The sequence below is a fragment of the Leptolyngbya sp. NK1-12 genome (assembly GCF_032598965.1).
In the GTDB taxonomy this organism is placed as follows: domain Bacteria; phylum Cyanobacteriota; class Cyanobacteriia; order Elainellales; family Elainellaceae; genus Elainella.
In genome coordinates, this window is the sequence record NZ_CP053586.1 from 2,205,284 (window position 1) to 2,220,655 (window position 15,372).

Annotated in this window: 12 protein-coding genes; 9 read left to right on the top strand and 3 right to left on the bottom strand. The window is 52.0% G+C overall.

The annotated features are described in order from the left end of the window. Positions 1–18: 18 nt before the first annotated feature. Both HJG54_RS09090 and HJG54_RS09095 read right to left on the bottom strand, forming a co-directional pair. Positions 19–1,089, bottom strand: coding sequence for an Mrp/NBP35 family ATP-binding protein (locus HJG54_RS09090; protein ID WP_316434564.1), 1,071 nt, complete (start codon positions 1,087–1,089; stop codon positions 19–21). 71 nt (positions 1,090–1,160) lie between these two features. Further along, positions 1,161–1,778, bottom strand: coding sequence for an SRPBCC family protein (locus HJG54_RS09095; protein WP_316434565.1), 618 nt, complete (start codon positions 1,776–1,778; stop codon positions 1,161–1,163). A 334-nt stretch (positions 1,779–2,112) separates the two neighbouring features. Here HJG54_RS09095 and rpmB point away from each other — a divergent pair, with 334 nt between their 5' ends. The 5 genes from rpmB to HJG54_RS09120 all read left to right on the top strand — a co-directional run bounded on the left by rpmB (position 2,113) and on the right by HJG54_RS09120 (position 10,921). Continuing rightward, entirely contained in the window at positions 2,113–2,349 is a 237-nt protein-coding gene (gene rpmB, locus HJG54_RS09100) for a 50S ribosomal protein L28 (RefSeq protein ID WP_036003890.1), read from the top strand. A gap of 859 nt (positions 2,350–3,208) precedes the next feature. After that, on the top strand, positions 3,209–8,248 hold the full coding sequence (gene hpsA, locus HJG54_RS09105; protein ID WP_316434566.1) for a hormogonium polysaccharide biosynthesis protein HpsA: 5,040 nt from the start codon (positions 3,209–3,211) through the stop codon (positions 8,246–8,248). 21 nt (positions 8,249–8,269) lie between these two features. After that, positions 8,270–9,061, top strand: coding sequence for a type IV pilus modification PilV family protein (locus HJG54_RS09110; RefSeq protein WP_316434567.1), 792 nt, complete (start codon positions 8,270–8,272; stop codon positions 9,059–9,061). A gap of 105 nt (positions 9,062–9,166) precedes the next feature. Continuing rightward, positions 9,167–10,273 (top strand): prepilin-type N-terminal cleavage/methylation domain-containing protein, encoded by a 1,107-nt coding sequence (locus HJG54_RS09115; RefSeq protein ID WP_316434568.1) that lies wholly within the window; start codon positions 9,167–9,169, stop codon positions 10,271–10,273. An 87-nt stretch (positions 10,274–10,360) separates the two neighbouring features. Then, a complete protein-coding gene (locus HJG54_RS09120; protein WP_316434570.1) occupies positions 10,361–10,921 on the top strand; it encodes a pilus assembly FimT family protein in 561 nt (186 codons plus the stop codon). Between the two features lie 7 nt (positions 10,922–10,928). On the opposite strand, the gene cbiB is transcribed toward HJG54_RS09120, so the two are convergent. Next, positions 10,929–11,996, bottom strand: a complete 1,068-nt coding sequence (gene cbiB / locus HJG54_RS09125; protein ID WP_316434571.1) for an adenosylcobinamide-phosphate synthase CbiB — start codon at positions 11,994–11,996, stop codon at positions 10,929–10,931. 169 nt (positions 11,997–12,165) lie between these two features. Here cbiB and HJG54_RS09130 point away from each other — a divergent pair, with 169 nt between their 5' ends. The 4 genes from HJG54_RS09130 (at position 12,166) to HJG54_RS09145 (ending at position 15,371) form a co-directional block, all read left to right on the top strand. Continuing rightward, positions 12,166–13,314, top strand: coding sequence for a hypothetical protein (locus tag HJG54_RS09130; protein WP_316434572.1), 1,149 nt, complete (start codon positions 12,166–12,168; stop codon positions 13,312–13,314). Between the two features lie 65 nt (positions 13,315–13,379). Continuing rightward, positions 13,380–13,829 (top strand): DUF4079 domain-containing protein, encoded by a 450-nt coding sequence (locus HJG54_RS09135; RefSeq protein WP_316435624.1) that lies wholly within the window; start codon positions 13,380–13,382, stop codon positions 13,827–13,829. A gap of 81 nt (positions 13,830–13,910) precedes the next feature. Beyond that, the gene (locus HJG54_RS09140) at positions 13,911–14,522 is read left to right on the top strand and encodes a hypothetical protein (RefSeq protein ID WP_316434573.1); all 612 of its coding nucleotides are present in this window, start codon (positions 13,911–13,913) and stop codon (positions 14,520–14,522) included. 57 nt (positions 14,523–14,579) lie between these two features. Continuing rightward, entirely contained in the window at positions 14,580–15,371 is a 792-nt protein-coding gene (locus HJG54_RS09145; protein ID WP_316434574.1) for an ABC transporter ATP-binding protein, read from the top strand. The last annotated feature ends 1 nt before the right edge of the window (position 15,372 follow it).

Consider the following 15,372-nt stretch of genomic DNA (forward strand, 5'->3'; position numbering starts at 1 on the left):
CGATAACTTCGTTACTCCTTAACTAAGAGCGGCAACTGAAACTCTAGCCGCAATCTGCTGAGCAATGGCCGTCAGAGCACGAGCAGAAGCTGATTCTGGCTGTTCAATCACAATTGGTACGCCTCGGTCGCCGCCTTCGCGGAGCGGCATTTCCAGCGGCACACACCCCAACAGCGGTAAGCCCAATTCCTTGGCTGTTTTTTCGCCACCTCCAGAGCCAAATAGGTCATACTGACGGTCGGGCAGATCGGGCGGAACAAAGTAGCTCATGTTTTCGACGATGCCGAGCACTGGCACCTGCATTTGCTGAAACATCCGCAGCCCCCGCCGCGCATCCTGAAGCGCAACAGTTTGAGGTGTGGTGACAATCACAGCTCCGGCCATCGGTACGGCTTGAGCCATTGTCAGCTGAGCGTCTCCAGTTCCGGGCGGCATGTCTACTATCAGGTAATCCAGTTCACCCCAGCTGACTTGATAAAGAAACTGGCGGATAATCCCATTCAGCATTGGACCCCGCCAAATTACAGGCTGATCCGGATCAATCAAAAAGCCCATTGAGACGAGTTTGACGCCATAGTTAAAGGCTGGCTCCAGCACTTCTCCGGCTGCCCCTTGCTGCACCATCACCTTGGCATCCGACAGACCCAGCATTGTAGGGGCGTTCGGTCCGTAGATATCGGCGTCGATTAACCCCACCTTGGCTCCGCTCTGGGCTAAGGCAACTGCCACATTCACAGCCACCGTACTTTTGCCGACACCACCTTTACCGCTCGAAACGGCCAGAATGTTTTTGACGCCAGCAATACCGGTACGATCGGGCAGGGCTTTTTGCTGCGGAGTTTCTGCGGTGACATCTACCGTGACCGACTCGACACCCGGTAAGGTTTTCACCGCTCGCTCGCAGTCTTCTACAATAAACTGACGCAAAGGGCAGGCCGGAGTCGTCAAAACCAGCGTAAAACGCACATCTCCGTCTTTGACCTCAATATTGCGGATCATATTCAACTCCACCAAACTTTTGCGCAGTTCAGGGTCTTGAACCGGGCGTAAAACCTCCAGAATTCTGCTGGTATCAAGCGTTGTCAACATGGTGTTCTCCACCCTAGTCAGCGATGCTAGGGATATGCGTTAAGTATTAATTCCCAATGCCAATTTTAGCTTTAGCTTAGACCCGACCCAAGCACCGTGGCGCTGAGAATTTTCTCAATGCCTACCATTAACAGAACGGTTCCTAGCCAATCCAAACTAGAGCGCTGTCTAGTCTTGGTTGGATCCTGATTAGGTTGTGCTTGAGCCTGTTCTGCTGCATGGGCTAGCTCGCTGGCCACCTTGGCTGCATAGGGACGAATAATTGACCAAACCAGGGGCGACAACCACCCGCGTAGCGTCACGGAATAGGACACATAAGTGCCACAAACGGTGGATTCAATTCGATAGGTGACACGCTCTTCCAGTCCTGGTAATGCTAACACCCGCACGGTCAACATTTCCCTAGGCAGAACTCGCTCCACAAAGATCTTGATCGGGATGGGAAAAAAGCGGCTCACGGCTTGGTAGATCAAGCCTGGTTTGGGAATTAGCCCATAAGGTACATTGGTTTTGGCGAGTAAGGGATGCCAGGATACATCAGCGAGGTTGACCACTTTGCTCCACAGCTCGTCTACGGAAGCTGAACTCAAAACCTCGTAGGTTCCAGCAAGGGATGGTAGCTGTAACTGCCCTGCGGGCAGAAAGATTGGCTTAAAAAAGTGGATGACTCTCGACCAGAGTTCCAGCATTGGAAAATTTCTCCTAGCGCCAAATTAGGCAGCACAGATATTCAGTAACTCGAAGACCAAAGCGGATAAACAAAACAATAGACAAAACAAGTTTGCTAGGTTTCCAAACAAGCTAATCCAGTCTTGGTCCTCTCGCTTTTGTTTGAGCCCTTCAATTTAAGACTTTCAAGCTGCCTGACTAGACTCTATTTGCTCAACTTCCCATTGTAATTCAGGTAGTCTGAAATACAGTGGGTTAACGTCATTCGACACATTTCATTAATAGACTTTACTATCTCGCCATAGTAGCCTCTATAATGGAGGATTGTGTTTATTCATTTTTTGCAATTGAATTATGGCGCGTAAATGTACACTCACGGGTAAGCAAGCGAACAACGCTTTTGCGATTTCTCACTCGCACCGCCGGACCAAAAAGCTGCAAGAAGCCAATTTGCAGGAAAAGCGGGTTTGGTTTCCACAGGAGAAGCGTTGGGTTAAATTGCGCCTCTCTACTAGAGCCATCAAGACACTGGAACGGAAGGGGTTATATGCGATGGCAAAAGAAGCTGGAATTGATCTTAGTAAGCTGTAGAAGCTGCAGGAGCACAGTTCTTTTGTGCTGTTTGTTCGACTTTAGTTTTATAGGTTTCAAAGGCAGCTGATACAAGGCTGTCTTTTTTTGCATAGCTAGTCTAAAGGATGACTCTGGTATAATTTCTTGCAAGTATTCACTTAATTTTTATATTGCCTCTTTTGAGGCTGGCACTTGCGCGGTTATAGAGGTAATTGAGCTGTATAAGCAACTACAAATGGTTGGGTCGGGGATTGGCCGGTCGCAAGAGTTAGCTCTTAGGCAGGAAGCCCCGCACTGTATCTGAAAAGTCAGCGCGTTGAAAGCTTTTGGAAAGCTAGTAGTCAGGCTTGCAAAAGCTGCTAGAAAATAGCGGTATTTTTTCCAAGCAGGCTGATCGTTTCTCTCCTGCGAGTGGGAATCATGAAGCCTTGAAGGTCGGGGTGTTCTCTAGCTGTTTGTCGATAGTGACTCTTGCACATTCAAATGGCAGATCAAATGGCAGAAACAGCAAAAAGCTGGCGCTACAGAATTAACCAAGCCTTAGGTTGACCTGCCTAGCAGTAGGCTGGAAGCACTTGCCCCGTACTTCTACTATGAGCTAGTTAGCGCTATTGGTAGTTTCAACTTGTTTTAATTATCGTGGATTCTCTGTTGATGTTGGCTAACGGTGCAGCGTTGAATGATTAGGGCAGTGATCGTTCAGGGGAGGGTCAGCCTGTAAACTTTTAGGTGAATTCGCAACCCATGTCTGAGCATCCTGCGTATATCCCTATATTTGGTGTGCAATCAGTTTAAGTCTCTATCGATTCTTGTATTAAATTTCTAACATCAAATCCTGGCATCTGCCGTCTCAGTATCCATTTGACAGAAAACACCTATGGCAACTCGAAAGGTAATCAGGGCCGCCCAAATGCTTCTCCGGCAAATGAATCGCACGACTCATAGGCTGATCAAGGGACTTGTGAGTTGGCTCTTGCGCGGATTACTCATTGCCGGTGGCCGTCCTCGCCGAGCTAAGGCAGGATTTGTGCTGCCAACTACGGTTCTGCTGCTGCTTGTGGTTGTGCTGACGGTTGGGGCGATTAGCTATCGCACCTTCACGCGAACTCAGCAGACGATTTCGGAGCGGCAACAACAGGTGATCTACAATGCTGCTACGCCCGTGATTGATCGAGCCAAGGCAAAAATTGAGTTCTTGCTCGATACGGGCAAAGATAGCCGAGGCAGTACGGTCACGGCTGAGGACCGCCTGTTCAGCATGATGCGAAACGATGGCAAGGAAGTGGTGGCCCTGTCAGTTGACCCCTACACCTTTGATGGCGAAGAGCGGGTAGATATTAATGGGGATGGTGAGACTGACAATGCTTGGCGTTACCGAGTAGACCTGGATGGAGATGGCAACGTCAACTCTCCTGGCGATAGAGATGGTTGGGCCGTTTACTCGATTCTTTTTTCTACACCGAATAATGATGGTGGTGTTAGTCTCCGCGATGCCCGTCGAGAAGCTTGGGAGCGGCGAGCTGGAAACCTAGAAGTTCGGAACGCGCCGTTGAGCAATGCCAGTCCAAATCAGGTCTGTGCCCGTGCGAGTGCTAATGGAGGAGGGACTCCCGATCCGGTAAATGGGGAAGGGTGGTTTCCTGATCCGGGCGGCAGTAGCAAAATTCGTAAAAACTTTCAGGTGACGGCCTATGTGGTGCCTGACAATCCTAGTGGAACGGTTGCTACGCTGGAATTTCAGCAGGACCGAGAGGCCAATCAAGGGTTTAAGTGGGCAGCTTGGTTTCGCAATGATCTAGAGATTTTCCCCGGTGTCAGCTTCAACTGGAATGGAGCGATGCACACCGAAGGCAGCCTGATTGTGGGGACCAACGATCTGTTCCGCAGCTTCCTGGTTAGCTCGCCTCAATCCTGTATCAACAGTCCAGAAGCTTCCGAGATTACCGTTAAGAAGAACGAAGAGAATGAGCCGATTCAAGGCACTCCCAAGTTCACAGGCCGGTTCTTGGCTGGGTCAATTCGGGACAATGAGTTTCGCGGTGCTCCCAAGTTTGATGTGGAGCCAAACCGAACCGTTGGCATGCCTCCCAACAGCGACTCGGTGGCCGAAGGTAGCTTCAGACCAATTGACTTTGCCTTGGAGCCAGTCACGCTTCAAACCCAAGGCTTGTCTGTACCGCGCAATCCTCGCACGCTGGCTCTAGACGATGATCCCAACTGGAAGGCTACGGATCTGAATAAAGAAGATCAGGGACGGCTGCGCACGCTCAAGGAGGTCAGCACGCCCTATGTAGACGACACCTTCCGGGCCGACAACCGCTGGGGTCCTAAACCTACCTGGGGCCGAGAAGGGTTACCGATTGGCGTCACCTCAAAAGAAAATGCAGGTTCGGGCAGTACAGCTCAAATTGGTGACCTGATCACGGGCGCACCCGAATTGACCGGCAGCGATCCGAAGCCTGGTGAAGATACTGCTAGCGTTGGGTTGGATGGCTACTGGGAACGACGGGCCAGAGTGGAAGGTCTGCGGCTGATTGTCGGCCAACGCCTTGAATTGGGCGATCCGGCGGGCTGGGGTGGTCCCGGTGGTGGACCGAGCAGTGAAGTGCCCATCAGGGTCGAGAATGAGCCATTGCGTCCGTGGAATGAAACTTGTTCTGGCAATCGCTGTAACGAGAAGCGGCAGCGCAAAACCCTTTGGGATAACCTGGCGGCAGTGCAGGCTACGGCGGTGTACCACAATGCCACCGACACCAGTGCCGATGCCCGCGACTTTCCCGATGCCTGCTTGGTGACCACCGTTCACCCTGGTACACCCACGACGCTCGACCGCAGCGCCACCTTTGAGAACTTGGCGTTTGGGCTACCAGCTGCTGCGATTCCTGGCTACACCGATCAACCCAATCCGCTGATCATTAGCGACTTTTTCCGCGGACGCGGCACCAATGGCTGGGAATTTCAAACGCCCAGGCTAGCCGATTTCAGAAATCCGAACAGTGCGCTGATGAAGTCCCTGAGAAACTTGGCTTACTTCGCAGGCGATCCGAACGGTGGTGCTCCTTCGTTTAGGCCCAGGGATCAAGCTAGACAAGTCAACCCCTATCCCAGCTATGCCATGTGGGGAGACTTCTCGATGCTGCGCCAGGTGTTCCGAATTCTCGATGGTGGCACCAGCTACGACCGTCTCAGTCCGGCTGACAAAACTACGCTGCACACGGCAGCCTGTACGTTGGGGATGCTGGCCTACAACCTGGACTATCTGGAGAAGCTGAACGTCTACAATGTAAACCCGGCTCTCGATCCAACCAGAGGAGTACCAACTAGTCCCGGCCCCCTGCGGGCGTTAGCAGGCTTTACGGATGCCGAAATTAACCCAGCGGGAGCAACTGCCACCGAACTGACGGTCAACAATGCACTTCTGGCTGACCCCAGGTATAGCGCAGGACTCAGAGGCCGCATCCGGGTGATTGACCATATCGCTGATGGCCTGATTACGGCTGCTGATGTCAATCAAATTCCGGCGGCGACTCGGCCTCCCGCTGCCTTTGTGAATAGCCTGAGGGACTTCAAGGCTAATGCGGTTATGAGTACGGCTGTTTGGGATAAGCGAGGCTCAAACAACCCTGAAACCTATGTGCGGTTGCTAGAGCGCTGGCGCGATAATTTGGCTGATCCGGCTCAGAAAACGGAGATGAATCGGATTATCTCGTTGGCGGAGTTAATCATCACGAAAGAGCAGGTAGCCCGCGATCGCATCTGGGGATTTCAAGGAACTTACGGGACTCAATCTGGCACTGGTATCAACCAGCTTTCGGTCAGCACATTCCCGCTCGGTGACTGTGGTTTCTCGAACCCTGCGGCACCTGCTCCCAATAAAATTGCTGGCTGGTTGACTGACGGTCCGCAGATTACTACCAAAAATGCAACAGGGGCACTACGCTCCCTGGGAGCTTTACCGCCCGATCCGTTGGCTCAGCTTTGTTCCTACCGGCCCCGTTATCCGATCCTCTACTCGCTCTTCCCGGCAAAGATGGCAGATGCGCTCAAACCGCCTGCTAATCTTGCCGCCGGTTATTCTGGTGGGTTCATTAACCATCCGGACATCACCAATGCGACTGAACGCGGCAGAACCCGCGATATTGAAGACAGCACAGCTAGAGTGGGCCGCTATATTCTCACTGAAAACGGCGGTGCTACCTATGCCGTGGTCCGCCCTTCTGATGTAGCCCTGCGTCCGAAGCGGCTGGCCCAAGGCGGAGTGACATTAGGCGGTGCCAATCCCTGGGTACTTCCGGCTAGGGCAGGTGTGCCTGGTGCGGGTCCGACACCTAACAGCAACAGTTTCAATTTGATCAAGGTGTGTCGAGAGCGCTGCTCGGAACCTGACAATATCAACAGCACATTCCAACGACCCAGAAATGGCAGACTGGTGCGAGTGGCCTTTAAGGACAGCGCTTTCTACAACGGTCGAGAGATGATGCCAGTGCGTGCCCTCAATCTCGACTTGCGGCTGATGGCCGATAGTAATCACCGCGGTGACCTCTGGCTGCCTCAAAAGGGGATTATCTACGCCTATCGGGAAGATGCAGTGTCTGAAGCGCACATCGTTCGCCCTCGGACAACGGGCTGGACCTCCTGTGACACTGATACGGAGCTGCAAGGAGGCGGCTGCCCGATGCAAACGGCCGATCGGTCGGCCCTGGATTCTAGAGATCCGCCGCTCAATCCCAAGAACTTCATCACTCCCAAACCGGTTGATTACTTCCCCGATCCCGATCGACGGCCCTATGGCTTCCGGTTAATCCAGGGCGAAAATCTGAAGCGGAATGGGGATGAGGGTCGTGGTCTATCGTTCATCAGCGATAACCCGGTCTACATCCAAGGCAACTTTAACGTGCACCAAACTGCCGGCGGAGAGCCGTTAGAAGAGTTTACGCAGCTCCTGGCTGCCGACTACTCTAACTTCTATCAACGGTCTGAGCGGGATCTCAGCTTTGCCAACCGGGACCGAGACCAGTGGCGGCCCAGTGAAGTGGTGGCAGATGCGGTGACGCTGCTTTCCACCAGTTTCTGCGATGGCAGCATTGAGGACGGTTTGTCGAATATTGGCAATCCTGACTTACCGAACTGGTTGAGGAATCGATACGGCTGCGGCAACAGCACACGCACCTCCTACTTTGCCCAAAACCGTCCCAAGACCAGAATTAACAATGCCGCCACTGGGCGAGGAGTTGTTTGGGCGCGGTCTAACCTAATCGACAGTTTGCCTTATGGTGTCGGTACCAGGTTAGGCTCTGGCCACAATCTGGATCAGGGCGAATCACCCATCTTGATTTCCCGCAATGGCGACCCTGTCAATTGGCGTGATATTGATGGCAATTCGGCCCTCTATTCTGGCGATTATGTAGCCATCAAGGATGGTGGTGGTAAAAACCCCAGAGATGGAAAAGCACTGATTCCAGCAACTGATAACACTCGCATGAACCTGATCATGGTGAGTGGACTAGTGCCATCCCGGACCGGCCAGTCCTATGGAGGGTTGCACAACTTCCCTCGCTTCCTGGAAAACTGGAATCGCAAGAACCTGTACATGTCTGGTGCTTTCCTGCAACTGACCTTTAGCACCTACGCTACGGCTCCCTTTGATCAAGAAGCCTGGCAACCGGGTGCTCCGGCTCCAACTACCGGCAATAACGCCAATAACGAATGGATCACCTACTACGATCCGCCCAACCGTCGTTGGGGTTACGATGTCGGGTTGCAGTATGCCCCGGCTGGCCCTGTAGCCCAACGATTCCAGTTTGCGGAGGATGTGCGCAGTGAGTTCTACAGCGAACCGCCAGCGAATGATCCCTACGTAGCTAACCTCTGTAAAAGCTTGACGTCCGAGAAGCCTGACCTGAATTGTCCTACTTAGTTGCTGCGGAGAACGCGAATCATGTCAGCGTCTAATCCTCTATCTCAAAATTTTTTGCTGCTGTGGCGTCTCTCAAAAGTCTCCCGTCCTGGCAATCGTTCTCCGGAACAGGGCCTGACGATCATGGAATGCTTGGTGGCAATTCTGTTGATTGGGCTAACTGTGGCGATGGTGACACCGCCCTTGCTGATTGCCACGGCTACACGGGTGCAAAATCGTCGAGCCGAGCAGGCCATCCAGCTTGCTCAAGACGAGATCGACCGCATTAATACCCTAGTCCAGCAAGGCAACCATGAGAGCCAGCGGCTTCCGGCTGTGGTGAACGCTGCCAATCTCAAGACTGTCGGCCCTCCAACTGGACTGGCCAACCAGCTCAAAACCACCCGTCGAGATGGAGCGGCTTGTCCCCCTGGGTCGCCGTTCAACGGTGCTTCTCGTTATACCAATCAGCAGATTCCGGTCAATCAGGCCATACCGATCGATGTGGATGGGGATTGTAGACCAGAGTTTTTTATGCAGATTTTTCGGACGAGGGGAACGTTACTCCAGGCTGAACTGGATGAACCGCCTAACGAGCAGCGCCCCGCCAGGTTTGAAGTTGGCATTCGGGTCTATTCCTACCCATTGGCCCAGCCCAACCTCGGTGCGTTGAATCCCCAGCCTGAGCCAGCTCCCCTCCTGATATCTGATCGCCAAAGTAGAAAGCAGTCAGAGAATCCGATGGTTGTGGTTTATAAGCAAATGATTTGGGGTGAGCAGGCTGACGTGGTTTGTGAATCGGTGAGCAAAAGCATTGATACCTGTCCGCAGTAGCTACGGTAAACGCTTTAGCTGGCTTGCTACGGGTTTATTTCTTCTTTGTTCTGCCTGTTATTGCTACATCTGCATCTATCGTTTGGACTACAAAGCTAAACCACTATGGCTAATAGATTCTGGCCTCGCCTAAAAAAGCTGTTCCTAAAATCTGATTGTTTCAATGCTCCTGACAATACTCGCGGGTTCACGCTGCTGGAACTGTTGGTCGTGACTGCCATCGCTGGCGGTATTGTGGCTGGACTCACCTTCATTGTGGTGCAAATGATGACTGCGGATCGGCGCGAATCGGCTCGCTCTGAGACGCAACGAGAAATGCAGCTTGCCTTAGATTACATCGCGGCTGAACTGCGAGAAGCCATCTATGTCTACCCCGGCGAGTATTTAGCCTGTACCCGAAGTCAACAAAAACAGGCTTGTGAACCTCTATCCCAGTTTTTGCCTGCTCCTGCTCCAGGTGAAAATAGGGTTCCGGTGTTGGCTTTTTGGAAGCAGCAGCCGTTTCCACAGGAGATCAAACGACAATGTGCTACTGCTGGACGTCCGCCGGACGGAGTTACTTGCTTAGCTGGGCAATCCTATGCGTTAGTGGTGTATTTCTTGACCAAAAACGATCCGAATAACGACACCTGGAAAGGCAAGGCGCGAGTTACTCGCTATGTTCTCAGCCAATTTAACTCAGACGGAACTCGAAACGCTGGTTATGTCAATCCTGGTCAGTTCAGTAACTTTACAAGCTGGCCCTATGGCAACAACAGCGATGGTCGATTCGTTAACCTCCAATCGGCTCGCCCAAACGGTAGAGCCGATACGTTGGCCGATTTTGTTGGTTTCGATTATTTAGATCCCACTGTAGCTAATGCAGCTGGACAAACTGGGTTCTGTCCCAACTCCCCTACTAGCACCGTCACCTACAGCATTTCTCCCCCAGCGAGCTTGTTGCAGGGAGACTTTGCTAACGTGCGAAGTTTCTACGCTTGCGTTGCTGCTCCGACCCAGTCGGTTAGGTCAGGAGGGCAAACAATTTCACTGCCGGATCCAACCCAATACCGCGATGTTGTTGTGTACCTCAGAGGCAGCGCTACTGGAAGACCGGGAATTCTACCCGATAGAGATGGTCTCTTTCTCAGAAGCAACGATCAGGATATTTTACCGGCGCTACAAACTCGAGTCCTCAATCGTAGCGTTCTGGGCCGCAAACCAACACCGTAACGTTCAAGGCCACTAAACCGACAGAATGAACAAATAGATTCCTATAAGCTTCCTTTCAATCCTTATCGCACTGGAGTTGAACCCTCAATGAGCAAATTAGCCCCATACCGCTCTACTGCTGGCTTTACGCTGGTTGAAATGATTGTGGTGATCATGCTAGCCGTGATTTTGGCGCTGATTGCAGCTCCGGGTTGGTTGAGCTTTGCCAACAGCCGCCGCGCCGAAGCCGGCAGAGAGCAGATCTTTCAACTCCTGCGGCAAGCCCAGACCCAAGCGATTCGCAGCCGCCAAAACCAAGTAGTCAACTTTATTGCGCCTCCAGATCAACTGCCTGTGGTTGAAATTGCAGGCGTTGCTCAACCAGTTGATGGGCAGAATCCCAGCAGCCAAGTTAATTCCAATTTGCTGAAGCTAGAGGTCAGCCCCAACGCTAAGCTGGGTTGTGCACCCGATGCGGTTGGCTGTGTGGTGTTCAACGACCGGGGTAACATTGCGATGGAAGCCAATCAGCTAGGGGAAAACGGCATCGTGATTTCGGTATCTTCTCCGGCGGATAACACCAATATCAACAGTAGGCGCTGTGTAATTGTAAAAACCCTGTTGGGGGCGATGGCGACCAGTAGCGGAGAGGATTGTAAACTATCGTAGACAACGCTCAGCTAACTGAACCAACTCTTGCTAGAGCGATAGCCAAATTAACAACCAGCCAAACGACTAGCCAGGACAAAAAGCTCAGACGAGTCAGGTAAATCGCCTGCCTGATTTTCTCTGCACTGATTGGATTGAGCGGATCCCCCAGCATGGGCTTGGGTTTAATTACGCCTTTGTAGCGGTTGATGCCGCCGACCTGTACTCCTAAGATAGCGGCATAGGCGCACTCACTCCAGCCTGAATTTGGGCTAGGGTCTTTAACAGCATCCCGCTGGCAGAGTTGCCAAACCCGTTGGGGAGAACCAGACCAGAGAGCTAAGGTCAGCACATGCAGTCGGCAGGGCAGCCAGGTCAAAACATCTTCTAAGTGGGCACTGAACCAGCCGATGTGGGTATAGGGAGGGTCACGATAGCCGACCATTGAGTCTAGGGTGCTAGCAGCTTTGTAAGCGAGTGCCATTAGTGCGCTGCCGATTGGTAAACTGGCTCCCAGAATGGCGTAGAACAAGGGAGCCATAACGCCATCGGTGGCATTCTCTGTCACGGTTTCCAAGACGGCTCGCAAAATCTCCGCTTCTGAGAGGTCTGCTGTATCGCGGCCCACATATCGACTCAGCTTGGCTCTGGCGGTAACCAGGTCTCCTACTGCAAGGGGTTGGAGTACATCCTCAGCGGCTTGGCGCAAACTGCGTCCGGCAAAACAACTGGCTAGCAAAATGACAGCTACCGTTAGTCCGAGAAAGGGATGCAAATCGCTTGCGAGTGCAATCATCAACCAGCCTATGAAGCTACTCAAGCTGATGGTGAAAACAGCCAAACCGATGCCAGCCAGTCTCAATAAGTTGGGTGATTGGAATTGTCGTAAGCAAAATTGACTGTATCGCTGAATGCCCCATCCCATCACCTGAACCGGATGTAACCAATTCCAGGGATCGCCGATTCCGTAATCTAGGAGAGCTGCTAATACTAGAACCGCAGGAGTATAAAGACTGCTCAGAGTTGGTCCAGACAATGATTCAATCAGCTTAATCAATGATTCCAGCAAGGGTTCAATCAACCGTTCAATCGACACTCAGACAACGGCTCTTAAAAGCCAAGGTAAAAGGCAAGCACTAATACTAGTTGTAGCGTTGAGATTCTTTAGATCACTTAACAAACCTCTAGGTGTGGAATTTACTTGATCTCTACAAACCAGATCATGGCATAATGATGCGACTGTTTTGTGGCATTGGTGGTCGTTCATGGTTCATGCATTTCACTCCTCGAATCCGATTCATCTTGTCAATCCTACCTTTACAGCAAAGCCAGGTACAGTGAAGCCAGATCGGTCCGCCCTTGCTGAGGATGAGCTAAATCTAGTCGCCCTAAGTGTGCAACTTCCTGACCCTGAAGATGATCAACTGCCGGAGCTAGAATTTTGGCAACAGATTGATTCGGCTTGGCAAGTTTGTGACCGCTTTGATCTCCAAACTGAGATTTGCCGAGGCCGAATTCTCCGAGCGGTGCGGGATCGAGAAAAGCGTGGTGGGGATGGGCGGGGAACTGGATTTCTCAATTGGTTAAAAGACAGAGAGATTAGCAAGACTCAAGCCTACTCGCTGATTGAGCTAGCAAATAGTGCCGACACCCTGTTAGAAGAAGCCGTTTTACAGCCTGAGGAGGTCAATTGTTTTAGCAAACGGGCCTTTATCGAAACCGCGCGGGCTGAACCAGAAGTACAGCAAATGGTGTCAGATTTGCTGAAAGAGCCAATAGATGCCGCCAGCCCAAAACGGCGTATTACTCAGCGGGAAGTGCGGCAGCTCCAGGATGAATGGACTGCGATGTCTTCGGATTTATTGCCCCTCGCCATCAGGGAAAAGGCGGCCAATAGCACGATTCCGGCCCGCTACTTAACTCCGCTGGTGCGAGAAATGGAAAAACTACCCGAACCGCATCAAGCCGTTTTGCAATCAGAAGTGGCTGCTAATCCCGATGTGGATACAGTCAAGCAAGTCACGGCTGAGGCGCGCTATCTGGCGAAATATTTAGCGGCAGCGACTCAGGTTCAGGCGCTGAATCAGTCTTCGCTGGATTTAGAAACTGCCCTAGGGGAAGCGTTGCGAATCGGTTGTCTGAGCAGTACGGCTGACTTGGTGAATCAAGCTGCCCAGCTAGAGCAGACGATTGCCAAGCTCTACACGACCTGGAGACGGCTAAATCGCCTCGCCGAACGGGTTTACCTCGATAGCGGAGCCAGCACGCCCCAGTTGCGATTGCTGCTAGCTCAACTCCAACCCCTTTGCAACGAGCAGTTAGAGCTAAATTTAGGCGATCCCAACAGCAATTTCTCGCGGATGATTCGCCTGCACATTTCCACCGATCACCTAGATGATCCGATTGACGCATAGATCTCTCAACCTGATTACAGTAGGTTAGGAATGAACCATTCTCGTTATCAGGCTGCCCTACCTTGATGATCGCTGCCCTCAATCTACCTTCATTTCTGTGGCTCTGGAAAATTGCCGCCTGGTCAATGGGACTATCGTTGTGCGCCTATGGACTGTTGGCGGCAACTGGCACATGGCTGCTCGTAAGCCGCTCTGCCCATCAACCTCGGCCATGGTGGTTGCGGCCTCTGCATTATGGCATTGGTGGAACTATGGTGGGTTTGGTGCTGCTGTTGCTAGCAATTGGCATAGTGGGTACGCTGGGGCACTTTGGTTCGTTGGGCCATTCGGCTCACCTGCCTGTGGGGTTACTAGTGGTGGGGTTGACCTTGCTTTCGGCCTGGAGCGCAACTCAGATCAGTCCAAAGCGACCTTGGGCGCGATCGCTTCATCTAGGCACCAATTTGGTGTTGCTAGTTGGCTTTATCTGCGTTTCTTTAACCGGATGGACCGTAGTGCAAAAGTATTTGCCTTGAGGTTGCCTGGAGAACTGGCCCTTTCCTTGTTACACTGAACCTTAGATAAGCAATTATTACGATTTGTAAACTAAGCAATCTGTGTCTTCTCCTAAGCTGCCGGTTGATCAAGAAGTTTCGAGGGCAAAAGAATCTGCGCAAAGTGGGTTAGAGCTGTCAGAACAGCGTGTATTTCGGCTCTCTCCGCTGATTCGGCTGACGTTGCTCGCTCTCTACGTGGCATTGACTCTGCCGCTGCCGTTTCTAGCTCAAGCCACAGAAGCGCCTGTCCCTCCTGCGGTTCTGCTAGTGGGGGTGGTAGTTGGTTTGATCGCCCTATATGCTGCTTTGAGCGAACGAGTCATTGTGGATGCACAAGGGATCCAGGTGGCCTATCCTGGCTGGGTGCGTTGGCTTTGGCGGAAAGGTTGGTATTTAGCCTGGAGCGATATCGAAGCTCTAAAGCCCCGCTCAACTGGACAGGGTGGCATTGTTTATTACTTCCTCAACCATGCAGGAGCAGCCTACCTGTTGCCGATGCGGGTTGCTGGTTTCGCAGAATTGGTGCGACTGGTGCAGGCCAAAACCGGAATTGATACGCGGGATGTGCGTCCGCTCGCTCAACCCTGGATGTATTTGTTTTTGCTGGGTTTAACAGTGATGCTGTTGGCGGTTGATGCTTGGACAATTGCGGTGGCTGCCAATCAACTTTAGATCTTCTGCAACTGGAGCTGGACATAACCCCTGAAAACCCAGCTTGCTCAAGCTAAAATGCAAACGTTGCAGCTTAATGGAAGCCGCTTGATTAAATCTAGTTCACATAAAAGTCAGCTTCGGTTGGAACAAGTCAGCCTCAAAGCTCCAATTGGCTCTCACTATCTTCTCAACGATATTTCCTTTGAGGTTTTTCAGGGGGACTTTCTGGGGATTGTGGGCGCATCAGGGGCTGGAAAAACTACTCTACTGCGGCTGTTGAATCGGCTGACTGAGGTAAGCCAGGGCAAAATTCTTTTTGAAGATCGAGAGATTCGTCAGGTACCGGTAGTGCCATTACGTCAACAGATTACGCTGGTTCCTCAAGAATCAAAACTGCTAGGAATGACGGTGCGCCAAGCGCTAGCCTACCCGTTGGTGCTGCGAAAACTGGATCGCAAGACGATTGATCAGCGGTTACAGGCTGGTCTTGAACAGTTTCACATCCCCAGCGAATGGCTGGACCGTACCGAAGTGCAGCTTTCAGTTGGGCAGCGGCAGCTTGTTGCCATTGCTCGCTCGCTGATCCTACAACCAAAAGTGTTGCTGTTGGATGAGCCAACCTCGGCGCTAGATGCCGGACGAGCTGAGTATGTTTTATCAGTGTTGCAAGAATTGACGAAAACCACTGCCCTAACCATTTTGATGGTGAATCATCAGTTAGAGTGGGTCGAGCGATTTTGCAATCGTTTGTTGGGGTTGCATCAGGGACGAGTGACTCAAGATTTACCCACTACGCAGGTGAATTGGTCGGAGGTGAAACAAATCCTAGTTGACGCCGAAGCGGAAGCGGCTGAGGAGTGGGCCTGAT

Bases quoted from the DNA above. Each gene is read 5' to 3' on its own strand.
- HJG54_RS09135 (WP_316435624.1), top strand. From the start codon at position 13,380: ATGATCGCTGCCCTCAATCTACCTTCATTTCTGTGGCTCTGGAAAATT.
- rpmB (WP_036003890.1), top strand. From the start codon at position 2,113: ATGGCGCGTAAATGTACACTCACGGGTAAGCAAGCGAACAACGCTTTT.
- HJG54_RS09110 (WP_316434567.1), top strand. From the start codon at position 8,270: ATGTCAGCGTCTAATCCTCTATCTCAAAATTTTTTGCTGCTGTGGCGT.
- HJG54_RS09095 (WP_316434565.1), bottom strand. From the start codon at position 1,778: ATGCTGGAACTCTGGTCGAGAGTCATCCACTTTTTTAAGCCAATCTTT.
- HJG54_RS09090 (WP_316434564.1), bottom strand. From the start codon at position 1,089: ATGTTGACAACGCTTGATACCAGCAGAATTCTGGAGGTTTTACGCCCG.
- HJG54_RS09115 (WP_316434568.1), top strand. From the start codon at position 9,167: ATGGCTAATAGATTCTGGCCTCGCCTAAAAAAGCTGTTCCTAAAATCT.
- hpsA (WP_316434566.1), top strand. From the start codon at position 3,209: ATGGCAACTCGAAAGGTAATCAGGGCCGCCCAAATGCTTCTCCGGCAA.
- HJG54_RS09120 (WP_316434570.1), top strand. From the start codon at position 10,361: ATGAGCAAATTAGCCCCATACCGCTCTACTGCTGGCTTTACGCTGGTT.
- HJG54_RS09130 (WP_316434572.1), top strand. From the start codon at position 12,166: ATGGTTCATGCATTTCACTCCTCGAATCCGATTCATCTTGTCAATCCT.
- HJG54_RS09145 (WP_316434574.1), top strand. From the start codon at position 14,580: ATGCAAACGTTGCAGCTTAATGGAAGCCGCTTGATTAAATCTAGTTCA.